We start from the raw sequence: 11735 nt of genomic DNA, 5'->3' as shown, positions 1-11735 counted from the left end.
CTGCGGCATCTTTTTGATGTTATGGTGGGGGTGGCTAATTAACTTGATGAAAAATAAAGAAAAGCAGCCGAAGCTGCTTCCAATAATATTTTAACAAATAAAATAATGACGAGGTTTACAACACCATACGCACAATATCGATTTCACCTAGCTCTTTATAGAGGATTTCCACTTGTTCGATCGAGGTCGCGTGAATGGTCACTGATACGGAATGATAGTTACCTTTTGCGCTTGGTTTGACTCGTGGGCTGTAATCACCAGGAGCGTGGCGCTGAATCACTTCTAACACCCGTTCTGGTAGCTCAGGTTTAGCATATCCCATGACCTTGTAAGTAAAGGAACATGGAAATTCGAGCAAATCTTTTAATTTCGCATCAGAGTTGATGTTGAGCATAGTGACACTCCAGTTTGAGCATTGGAAAAACGGGACGAAATACTACAGCCATTCCGATGTGATCTCAAGCGCACAAAAAAGCCGCACTAGGCGGCTTTGTTTAGTGTTGAATCGATATGCACTCAAGCTAGGATAGGGTTCACTTAAAACCAGCTTTTAAACAGCAGTACCAAGTAGTCCCACAGACGATTAAATAAGCTACCTTCTTCTACATCTTCCAGCGCCATCAGTGGGTATTGCACTAGATCGTTGCCAGAGAGTTGATAGTAAAGCGTCCCGACCACATCACCTTTTTTCAGTGGTGCTTTAAGCTCTTTTTCCAGCACAAAGCTGGCGGTGAGATCTTTGGCTTGGCCGCGAGGTAGGGTGACATAAGTATCTTCTGCCACGCCGAGCGCGATGGTATTTTGGCTACCCATCCAGATGGTTTCGTTGACAAAGGTTTCGCCAGCTTTATGTGGCGCTACGGTTTCAAAAAAGCGGAAGCCATAACTGAGCAGTTTTTTACTTTCTGCTTTGCGGGCGTTTTCACTGTCGGTACCCATCACCACAGCCACTAAACGCATGCTCCCTTCAGTCGCTGAGCTCACTAGGTTATAACCCGCGCCACTGGTGTGTCCGGTTTTGATCCCATCCACATTCATGCTTTTATCCCACAGTAAGCCGTTGCGGTTATATTGGGTGATACCGTTGTAGGTGTATTTTTGCTCCGCATAAATGGCATATTCATCCGGTACATCTCGGATCAGTGCTTGGCCAAGTAGCGCTAAGTCATAAGGGGTTGAGTATAAATTCGCATCATCCAAACCATGTGAGTTGGTGAAGTGGGAATTTTTCATATTCAACGAGCTAGCCCAAGCATTCATCAGATCGACAAACGCATCTTCGGTTCCGGCAATGTGTTCAGCCATGGCGACACACGCATCGTTACCGGACTGAATAATAATGCCACGGTTAAGATCGCTGACTTTTACTGTGGTTCCGACTTCAATAAACATTTTCGATGAGTCAGGAAAGTTTTTCGCCCAAGCATTTTTGCTGATCGTTACATCATCATTGAGTGAAATATTGCCACGTTGGAGCTCTTGCCCAATCACATAGCTGGTCATCATTTTGGTCAGGCTGGCCGGAGAAAGTTTGGTATTACTCTCTTTTTCCGCTAACACTTTACCTGAATGATAATCCATCAACACATAGCCTTTGGCGGCAATTTGTGGTGCATCAGGAACCACGATCGGAGAGGCTAATGCGCTGCTGCTTAATGAGATGGCGAGCGTAATCGAAGACGCTAACCCAGATTTTAGGATTAATTTTTTCATGGTGAATGCTTAGTTCTACTTAAGTGTCCGTAATCTTAACAAAAATAACCTCTCAAACCAGACGCGGATGATCAAGTCTGGTTTGAGTTATTATTGAGTGCGTTTATTAAGCGTTTTAATAAATGCGCTGTCGTAACCAGCAGATTTTACTTGTTCAAGTAAATTCTGGGTTAGATCATCGTCAGTAAAGGGGCCAAGGTACAAGCGATGATGGCTGTCTGCGCTTTCCACAAAGCTTGGCACCGATAAGTTCTGACCTAAGTTCTGCGCTAAAGTTCGCACCCGTTCAACATGTTGTGATGAAACCACCTGAATCACATATTCAAGCGCATTAATTTTCGGGCGCGGGGCTGTTGGCTTGTCGACACTGATGACTTCAATTTTGACATTGGCCGTGCCAGCTTGTACTACGCCAATTTTGTAGGCGGCCGCATAGCTAAGATCAATCACTCGTCCGTCATGGAACGGACCGCGATCATTGACTCGGACAATGGTGGTTTTGCCATTATCGGTGTTGGTCACTTTTACATAGCTCGGGATCGGCAGGGTTTTATGCGCAGCCGTCATCGAATACATGTCGTAAATTTCACCATTTGAGGTGCGGTGACCATGAAACTTTTTACCATACCAAGAGGCTTTACCGCTTTCGGCAAAGCCTTTGGGATCTTTAATAATGCTATAGCTCTTACCGCGCAGGTTGTAGTTTTTATTGCCGCCTAAGCTATACGGCTCATACTGTGGATGAGCATCTTCAATATGCTCAACTGACAGTGGTTTATCTGGTGCTTTATCATCCGACATCTCGTAGCGGCCACTGGAAGAGCTGCATCCAGCCAAAATGAAAATAAGCAAGGTGTATAAATAAAATCGGTTCATTAAAGTGTCTTCGAAAACGCCTTACGATGGGTATGAATGGACATCAAAATACCGAAACCGGCCATCAGAGTCACCATTGAAGTCCCACCATAACTAATCAGCGGTAGCGGTACGCCTACCACAGGTAAAATTCCGCTTACCATGCCTATGTTAACAAACACATACACAGAGAAGCTGAGTACGATACTGCCCGCCATCATGCGCCCAAAGGCATTTTGGGCATGGCTAGCTAAGTACAGCCCGCGGCCAATAATAAATAAATATAGGCTCAACAGCGCTAAGATGCCGATCATACCCCATTCTTCAGCAATTACTGCAAAGATAAAGTCAGTATGTCGTTCAGGAAGAAATTCCAGTTGCGATTGCGTGCCATGTAGCCAGCCTTTGCCGGATAACCCGCCCGATCCAATCGCAATCTTACTTTGGATAATATGATAGCCCGCTCCGAGTGGGTCGGATTCTGGGTCAAACAGCGTGCGTACCCGAACTTTTTGGTATTCGTGCATCAAAAAGAACCACAGTACAGGCACAAAAGCACCCACGGAAATGGCCGCAGCCGTGATCAGCTTCCAACTGATCCCGGCTAAAAAAATCACAAAAATGCCGGATGCGGCAATCAGAATTGAGGTACCTAGATCGGGTTGTTTCGCAATCAAGATAGTCGGTACAAACACCATCAGTAGTGAAACTGCTAAGGTTTTTAACGAGGGCGGCAGAGCGCGTTTGCCGATATAACGTGCCACCATCAGCGGAACCGCCAGTTTGAGCAATTCTGAGGGTTGGAAACGGACAAAACCAAGGTCAAGCCAACGCTGTGCACCTTTGGAGGTTTCTCCAAACAGCAGTACACACACTAGCAGTACCCCCCCACAGAAAAACAGTATTGGTGCAGCACTTTCGTAAGTGCGAGGTGAAATTTGTGCGAGCAGCACCATCACCACCAGTGACATCGCCATACGCATCGCTTGGCGATCCATCATAGCGATGCTTTGCCCGCTGGCACTATACATCACTACTAGCCCAAATCCCATCAGGGTTAAGACACCAATTAACAGCGGTAAATCGAGATGAAAACGCTCAAACAGCACCCGATTTTGTCCGGTAGAGGGATCCATCTTCATTATTGTTGTGCCTCTTGTGTCACACTGTTACCTAAAATCACCCGATCGAAGATCTGACGGACCACTGGGCCACCATTGCTTGAACCGCCACCGCCGTGTTCGAGAACCAATGTGACGATCACTTTGGGATCATTCACCGGAGCGAAACCAGTAAATAAAGCGTGGTCGTGTAGATGTTCCGCTAATTCGCTGGCGTTGTATTTTTGGCCATCAGCCAAACCAAACACTTGCGCAGTACCGGATTTGCCCGCTGTAGGATAAGACATATTTTGAAAAGCGCGTCGCGCAGTACCTTTCGCGCCATGGTTAACCAAGTGCATGCCTTGGATCGCCATCTCCCAATACCGTTTTGGCACCCCATCAATCGGCGGATAGGTGGTGTAAGAAATATCCCGCTGACTAGCAAATTGGGCACCGTTTTCAATGGTAGCACGCAATAGATGAGGTGCAGTGACAGCACCATGATTGACTAACACCGAGGTGGCTTTGGCAATTTGCATCGGGGTTGCGGTCCAATAGCCTTGGCCAATGCCAACCGGAATCGTATCACCTTGGTACCATGGCACTTTATGGCGGGCCATTTTCCATTCCCGAGTAGGCATATTGGCCTTACTCTCTTCGTAAATATCAATGCCGGTAAATTCACCAAAACCAAAACGCATCATCCAACTGGAGAGTTTATCGATCCCCATATCGTAGGCGATTTGATAGAAGAAGGTATCCACCGACTCTTCAAGGGATTTGATGATATCAACTCGACCATGTCCCCAGCGTAGCCAATCACGGAAAGGGCGCGTATCGGTATTAGGAATGCGCCAATAGCCGGGATCGTTACGCGTGGTATTTGGGGTGATGACGCCGTCTTGCAGTGCTGAAACGGCGATAAAGGGCTTAACCGTTGAACCAGGTGGGTAAATCCCCAGCGTGGTACGATTCACCAACGGGCGGCGTGTATCATTGAGTAATTCATTGTAAGCCTTGGCGGAAATACCATGTACGAACGAGTTGGGGTTATAGCTTGGGCTCGATACCATCGCCAGTACACCATTATCCTGTGGATCGAGTGCAACCACAGAGCCACGGCGTCCATCTAATAATTGATAAGCGTAGAGTTGTAGCTCAATGTCGAGGTTGAGCACAATATCTTGCCCGGGGATAGGCGGAACATATTTTAGCGTACGGATCACCCGCCCGCGGCTATTGACTTCCACTTCCTGATAACCGGCAGTGCCATGCAGCAAATCTTCGTAGTAACGTTCAATGCCCAGCTTGCCAATATCACGTGTGGCTTGATAGTTGGCTTTTTTATCTTCTCGCTCTAAGCGCTCCAGATCTTTATCGTTAATGCGTGACACATAGCCAATCACATGAGTCAGCACTTCGCCATATGGATAATAACGTTTTAGGTTAGCGCTAACTGCAACGCCGGGAAATTTGTGCTGATTGACCGAAAATTTAGCCACTTGCTCGTCGGTGAGCTGAGTCAGTAATGGTACCGAGTTAAAACGCCGTGTTTGGCGGCGTTCTTTTTCAAAAGCGGCCAGTGCTTCTGGGCTAATTTCGAGGATCTGCTGTAAGCGCTCAATCGTTTCCGTCATATTGGGCACTTTTTCTGGGGTCAGCTCTAAGTTGAAGACGGGACGGTTTTCCGCCAGCAATACCCCATTACGATCAAAAATCAGTCCGCGATTCGGTGAAATCGGCACCACTTTGATTCGGTTATCATTGGAGCGGGTTTTATAATCTTGATACTGGTTGATCTGGATATGATACAAGTTAGTGACCAGCAGCCCCATACACAGCAAAATCGCCAAGAAAGAGACGATAGCGCGATTACGAAACAGCTGCGTTTCGGCTTGATGGTCGCGGATTGGGGAATGCTGGTGTCGCATGGCACGCTATTCTCGATGATAAGGGTGGTTAGTTGTGATGCTCCAAGCACGATATAAGCTTTCCGCCATCACGACTCTGACCAATGGATGAGGTAGGGTGAGCGGTGAAAGTGACCAACTTTGATCCGCCGCGGCTTTGCAAGCAGGAGCAAGTCCTTCTGGCCCGCCAATCAAAATCGAAACGTCGCGGCCATCGTGTTTCCAGCTTTCCAGTTGTTGCGCAAGCTCCTCGGTATCCCAGCGTTTACCGGGAATATCCAAGGTAATGATGCGATTACCTTTCGGTACCGCAGCGAGCATCGCTTCGCCTTCTTTTTGCAAAATGCGCGCAATATCGGCATTTTTACCCCGTTTACCCGCGGTAATCTCTACCAATTCGAGTGGCATATCATGCGGGAAGCGACGGCGGTATTCTTGAAAGCCCTCTTCAACCCATTTCGGCATTTTGGTACCGACCGCGATCAGTTGAATTTTCACACTTAGCCCCAGAGTTTTTCCAGTTGATACAGTTCGCGTTGCGATGCTTGCATCACATGCAGCATCACGCTGCCCATATCTAACACCACCCACTGACCTTCATTTTCACCATTGATGCCAAGTGGGGTTAGACCAGCAAGTTTGGCTTGGTTGGCAACATGTTCAGCAATCGAGGTAACATGGGTTTTTGAGGTGCCGGTGCACACAATCATAAAATCAGTAACGCTGGATTTACCTTGAACATCTAGCGTGGTGATATCCACCGCTTTAATATCATCGGCTTTGTCGGCAAGAAAGTCTTTGAGTGCTTCAGCTTGCAAGGGAATATCCTCTCAATTGAGTTAATAAAAGCCACAGTTTTTATCCCCTTCTTACTTGAAGCTGTAGCGGTGTTGGCTAGGTTCGTTCATCCCAATCACATAGTTTGTCTATGCTGATGGGGACTTACTCACTTGCCGCCTACCTGCAACATCAAGTTGTTTGGGTATATAAACGGCGCAGTATATCACGCTTTTAGTGTGGCAAAGGCAGCTTTACCTGAGGATCACAGCATTGCAAACTCAATTGCTGCAAGATTGGCCATACCGGTTGTTGATATTGTGTTTTGGCCAGTAATTCAGCTTGTGCCAGTAAGCTCAGTAGTGAGTGCAGTGTATGAGTGGGTAATCGCTGCAAGGCTGCTGAATAAAGTGGCCTACGATTTTGCCATACCCGATAGCGATCAAATAGAGCACCGAGATTGCCCTGCGTTTGGCGCTCTTGCTGCCATTTTAACAGTTGGATCAGCTCTTTTTGCGCACTACGGATCAATATGATTGGCTCACTCTCTTCCAGCATCAGTTGGCGTAAGATGCGCTGAGCACGGTTAGCCTTGCCCTCAAGCAAGGCATCCATCCAGTGATAAGGCGTGAAATGGTTATGGCGGCTTAGTGACTCTTCTAAACGCACTAAGGTGAGTCGGCCATCAGGGTAGAGTAGGGCTAATTTTTCTAGGCTTTGACTAAGTGCAAACAAATTACCTTCATGCCACTGTGCCAGCATTTGTACCGCTTCAGCGTCCGGTTTTAAGCCGAGTGTGTAGCAGCGCTGTTGCACAAATTGTGGTAGGCGGTTTAACTCAGGAGTGAGGCAATTGACCCAACAGGCGTTTTGGCTCAGGGTTTTAAACCAAGCGGCACTTTCTTGGGCCTTAGTTAGTTTAGGACCGATCACCACCAGCAGAATATCCGCGTGGAGCTGACCTACTAAGGTGTTTAACTCTTTTGCTGTCGCGGCGTTGATGCCCGATTCTGGGATTTCCAGCTCGATTAACTGACGATTGGAAAACAGGCTGAGAGCCTGACAACAATCATAGACAGAGCTCCAATCTAAGCTGGCATCCGCGCTGAAGCGATGTTTTTCGATAAATCCTTGCGCTTTGGCCGCGGTTTCAATCGCGGTTTTGGCTTCTTGGATCAACAGCGGTTCATTACCCAATACGAGGTAAATCGGATACAGGGTTTTGTGCAGTGACTCGGCCAGTTTTTCAGCGTAAATGCGCATCGAAACTACTCACTTTGGCCTTCTGTGGCGGTTGGCTCCGTCAATTCTTGAGTCTCAAGCTGATAATCGGCCTGAGCGTTTTCATGTTCTAAGGCTTGCTCATCCAGTGTTTTACGGGCGAAGTCGGCTTTTAAACGTGCCATTTGGCGCACAATTTGGCTAGCGGCCAAGCGGCGCATCTCTTCTTCAATCATGTCGCGTTCAACAGATTTTGCCAGTGCAGTCAGTGGGTTATCTAGATAACTACGCGTAACGCTGGTTGAAAAAGTCCGGCTGCCTAGCTCAGGCACGGTTACTCGATAAGAGGCTCGAAAGGTCAGCTCTTTTTCTGCGGCGCGGGTATTTTGGTATAGCGATAAGGTGCGTTCGCCGACACTTTCACTGAGCAGATGTAAATTCGGCACATCGGCGGCGGGGGTTTGTAAGTTGACCTTATTCAGACGTAATTGGCGATGAACTAAGCGTGTAAAGCTGCTGTATTGGTCATAACTGGTTAAAGACATGCTCGATAGCTCTTGTGGAATACTGTAGTCACCACGTAAGTGGAAACCACACGCGGTCAGTAAGCTGGTGAGCAATACCAAAAGTGACCATTTCAAACTAGTAACAACAGGGGTAGGCATGGAGGCTTCAGTCTCATTATTAGGCACAATACTTATCTCAGCTTATCAAGCGTTGATCATGCGATAAGCTGAGATAAATACACAGGACGATTCCTGTTTACTGACCTTAAAACCCGCCATTAGTTCATTGGTTACGCTAATGGCGGGTTGATTGGTTACGCTAGGCTAAGTTAGCTCGCTACGATATTGAGCAGTTTACCCGGCACATAAATCACTTTACGTACGGTTAGACCATCGGTGAATTTCTGCACGTTCTCATCTTGCATGCCTAATGCTTCCACTTGTTGTTGAGTGGCATCAGCAGCAACGGTCAGTTTGCCACGCAGTTTACCGTTGACTTGTAGCACGATCAGCTTTTCATCTTCGACCAGTGCGGCTTCATCGTACGTTGGCCAGCTTGCCGTATCGATATTGCTTTGACCGAGTGCCACCCACATTTCGAAACAGATATGTGGAGTGATCGGGTACAGCATCAGCGTGATGGCTTTCAGTGCTTCATCCAGAATCGCACGATCTTGCGCTTCGGCCATTGGTGCTTTAGTCAGCTTGTTCATCAGCTCCATGATCGCAGCGATAGCGGTATTGAAAGTCTGACGACGCGCGACATCATCGGTCACTTTGGCGATGGTTTTGTGGACATCGCGGCGCAGCGCTTTTTGGTCTGCATTCAGAGCAGATGCATCCAGTGCTGGAGCTTGGCCAAGCGCAGCATGTTCACGAACCAGTTTCCAAACCCGACGCAGGAAGCGGTTAGCGCCCTCAACACCAGATTCTTGCCATTCCAGGGTCATATCCGCAGGTGAGGCAAACATCATGAACAGACGTACCGTGTCAGCACCGTATTTGTCGACCATCTCTTGTGGGTCGATGCCGTTGTTTTTCGACTTAGACATTTTGATCATGCCTGAGTGCTCAACTTGACGACCTGTGGTATCCACTGCCGAGACGATACGGCCTTTGCCATCACGCTCTACTTTGACTTCAGTTGGCGCAACCCACTCTTTACCACCTTTGTCATTGGTGTAGTAGAAAGCATCAGCCAATACCATGCCTTGGCATAGCAGCTTTTTGAACGGCTCATCGCTTTGCACGTAACCTGCATCACGCAGCAGTTTGTGGAAGAAACGTGAATAGAGCAGGTGCATACACGCATGCTCAATACCACCGATGTATTGATCGACTGGCAGCCAGTAATTGGCTTTGGCTGGATCAAGAATATCATCCGCTTGTGGTGAGCAGTAACGCGCGTAATACCATGAAGACTCCATAAAGGTGTCAAAAGTATCGGTTTCGCGCAGGGCTGGCGCACCGTTAAAGGTGGTTTTTGCCCACTCTTTATCGGCTTTGATTGGGCTGGTTACCCCATCCATCACCACATCTTCGGGCAAGATCACAGGCAGTTGGTCTGCTGGTACTGGGTGGACTTGGCCATCTTCAGTCGTCACCATCGGAATTGGTGCACCCCAATAACGTTGACGGGACACGCCCCAGTCACGCAGACGGAAGTTAACTGTTTTAGTGCCTTTGCCTTCTGCTGCCAATTTGGCCGCGATCGAGTTAAAAGCGGCTTGAAAATCCAAACCATCAAATTCGCCAGAAGCGAACAACACACCTTTGTCAGTGTAAGCGGCTTCAGACACATCCAGCTCGCTGCCATCAGCAGGCTTAATCACAGGGATGATATCTAGGCCGTATTTGGTCGCGAATTCAAAGTCACGTTGGTCATGAGCTGGTACAGCCATCACTGCGCCAGTACCGTAATCCATTAATACGAAGTTGGCGATGTAGATCGGTACTTCACGACCGTTTAAAGGATGGATAGCGGTTAGGCCAGTTGCCATGCCTTTCTTTTCCATGGTCGCGAGTTCAGCTTCGGCCACCTTGGTGTTTTTACATTCGTCAATAAATGTGGCGAGCGCAGGGTTATTGGCTGCCGCTTTACTGGCCAGAGGGTGACCTGCGGCGATTGCCACGTAGGTCACACCCATCAAGGTATCAGGGCGTGTGGTATACACTTCAAGGTCTGTGCTTTCGCCTTTGACGGCAAATTTCAGCTCTACACCTTCAGAGCGGCCAATCCAGTTACGCTGCATGGTTTTAACCATTTCAGGCCAACCATCCAGGTTATCCAGATCATCAAGCAGCTCTTGGGCATAGGCCGTGATCTTAATAAACCATTGTGGGATCTCTTTTTGCTCAACCGGAGTATCACAGCGCCAGCAGCAACCATCTTCTACTTGCTCGTTGGCCAGTACAGTTTGGTCATTAGGGCACCAGTTAACCGATGAGGTTTTTTTGTACACTAAGCCTTTTTCAAACAGCTTAGTGAAGAACTCTTGTTCCCAACGGTAGTACTCTGGGCGGCAAGTGGCAAATTCACGATTCCAGTCATAACCAAAGCCCAGTAACTTGAGCTGGTTTTTCATGTATTCGATATTTTCGTAAGTCCAAGGCGCTGGCGCAGTATTGTTTTTGACCGCCGCATTTTCTGCTGGCAGACCAAACGCATCCCAACCGATAGGTTGCAGTACGTTTTTGCCTTGCAGACGTTGGAAACGAGAGACTACATCACCGATGGTGTAGTTGCGCACATGACCCATATGCAGTCGGCCGCTTGGGTACGGGAACATAGAAAGACAGTAGAATTTTTCTTTGTTTGGGTCTTCACTAACCACGAAGGTTTGGTGGTTGTCCCAGTGCTGTTGAACCTTGTGTTCAATCTCTTGTGGGTTGTATTGCTCTTGCATCGATGACATCCATCTTGGAATTTGTGAGTTCAGTAGGAACGAACTCTTTCGGTTCGGCATAGAATACAGAAAGCAGGGGTTTACAACAATAGCTATCCCCTCCCAACTTGAAGCTGCAACTTGAAGTTGGAAGGGGATGATCCGCTAGTCATCAGGCTTGAGAGAGGTAAGATATGCCAAAACAGAAAGCAAGTTATGAAGCCTTATTGGCTGAGGTGGTAGAAACCCTTAAACACAGTTCTGATGGTGTGCATGAGATTGTGCAATCTTCCGCCAAGTATGTGAATGCGGTTAATGATTTAACCAAAGATGAGCTCGCCTTAATCTCAGCTTATATCGAAGCCGATCTCAAAGAGTTTTCGGAACGTGTTGAGCAGAGCAAAAGTGGCCCATTTTATCTGATGATCACCAACTCGATTTGGCAGGGGTTATTGGATATTACCGATCGCACCACGGTTGAGTGGCGAGAGCTGTTTGCCGATTTGGAGCATCAAGGCTTGTATCAAGTCGGTGACATGATTGGCTTGGGGATCTTGGTGTGCGATCACTGCGGTCACAAAACCGAGTTTAATCACCCAACGGTGGTCGAGCCTTGTACTCAATGTGGTGGAAAAGCTTTTAGCCGCCAAGCTCTTAAGCCTTAGCACAACCTTAGATCTATTGAAAACCCCAACCTGATCCAAACCAATCACGGGAAGCTCTGCTTCCCATTTGTGTCAAGGCTTACATTCGTGCCAGCGCTGA

General features: G+C 47.8%; 11 protein-coding genes. 1 reads left to right on the top strand and 10 read right to left on the bottom strand.

The genetic code is table 11. The annotated features are described in order from the left end of the window. Positions 1-115 precede the first annotated feature (115 nt). From ybeD to leuS, 10 genes are all read right to left on the bottom strand, one after another. Complete coding sequence (ybeD, locus tag OOK74_RS08105) at positions 116-394, bottom strand: DUF493 family protein YbeD (protein WP_166014590.1); 279 nt, start codon at positions 392-394, stop codon at positions 116-118. Positions 395-537: 143 nt separating this feature from the next. Beyond that, the gene (locus tag OOK74_RS08100; RefSeq protein WP_166014591.1) at positions 538-1713 is read right to left on the bottom strand and encodes a serine hydrolase; all 1176 of its coding nucleotides are present in this window, start codon (positions 1711-1713) and stop codon (positions 538-540) included. A 90-nt stretch (positions 1714-1803) separates the two neighbouring features. Then, positions 1804-2589, bottom strand: coding sequence for a septal ring lytic transglycosylase RlpA family protein (locus OOK74_RS08095; protein WP_274721210.1), 786 nt, complete (start codon positions 2587-2589; stop codon positions 1804-1806). Beyond that, positions 2589-3710 carry a rod shape-determining protein RodA gene (gene rodA, locus OOK74_RS08090; protein WP_274721211.1) on the bottom strand — a complete coding sequence of 374 codons (1122 nt, stop codon included), beginning with the start codon at positions 3708-3710 and terminating at the stop codon, positions 2589-2591. Before rodA ends, OOK74_RS08095 begins: the two co-directional genes overlap by 1 nt. Continuing rightward, complete coding sequence (mrdA, locus tag OOK74_RS08085) at positions 3710-5602, bottom strand: penicillin-binding protein 2 (protein WP_278182565.1); 1893 nt, start codon at positions 5600-5602, stop codon at positions 3710-3712. Before mrdA ends, rodA begins: the two co-directional genes overlap by 1 nt. Positions 5603-5608: 6 nt before the next feature. Further along, complete coding sequence (rlmH, locus tag OOK74_RS08080) at positions 5609-6079, bottom strand: 23S rRNA (pseudouridine(1915)-N(3))-methyltransferase RlmH (protein WP_166014595.1); 471 nt, start codon at positions 6077-6079, stop codon at positions 5609-5611. A gap of 2 nt (positions 6080-6081) precedes the next feature. After that, positions 6082-6399 (bottom strand): ribosome silencing factor, encoded by a 318-nt coding sequence (gene rsfS / locus OOK74_RS08075; RefSeq protein WP_166014596.1) that lies wholly within the window; start codon positions 6397-6399, stop codon positions 6082-6084. Between the two features lie 193 nt (positions 6400-6592). Continuing rightward, positions 6593-7621, bottom strand: a complete 1029-nt coding sequence (gene holA, locus OOK74_RS08070) for a DNA polymerase III subunit delta (RefSeq protein WP_278182564.1) — start codon at positions 7619-7621, stop codon at positions 6593-6595. 5 nt (positions 7622-7626) lie between these two features. Then, a complete protein-coding gene (locus OOK74_RS08065; RefSeq protein ID WP_166014598.1) occupies positions 7627-8244 on the bottom strand; it encodes an LPS-assembly lipoprotein LptE in 618 nt (205 codons plus the stop codon). Positions 8245-8414: 170 nt separating this feature from the next. After that, positions 8415-10991: a leucine--tRNA ligase gene (gene leuS / locus OOK74_RS08060; RefSeq protein WP_278182563.1), complete on the bottom strand. Its 2577-nt coding sequence runs from the start codon at positions 10989-10991 to the stop codon at positions 8415-8417. Between the two features lie 173 nt (positions 10992-11164). On the opposite strand from leuS, the gene OOK74_RS08055 reads away from it, so the two are divergent. After that, positions 11165-11635: a zinc ribbon-containing protein gene (locus OOK74_RS08055; protein WP_278182562.1), complete on the top strand. Its 471-nt coding sequence runs from the start codon at positions 11165-11167 to the stop codon at positions 11633-11635. Positions 11636-11735 lie beyond the last annotated feature (100 nt).

It is taken from the genome of Vibrio misgurnus (assembly GCF_029635775.1).
GTDB lineage: Bacteria > Pseudomonadota > Gammaproteobacteria > Enterobacterales > Vibrionaceae > Vibrio > Vibrio chanodichtyis.
Note: the sequence above shows the minus strand (reverse complement) of the source record. Positions and strands in the feature narration are given on the sequence as shown.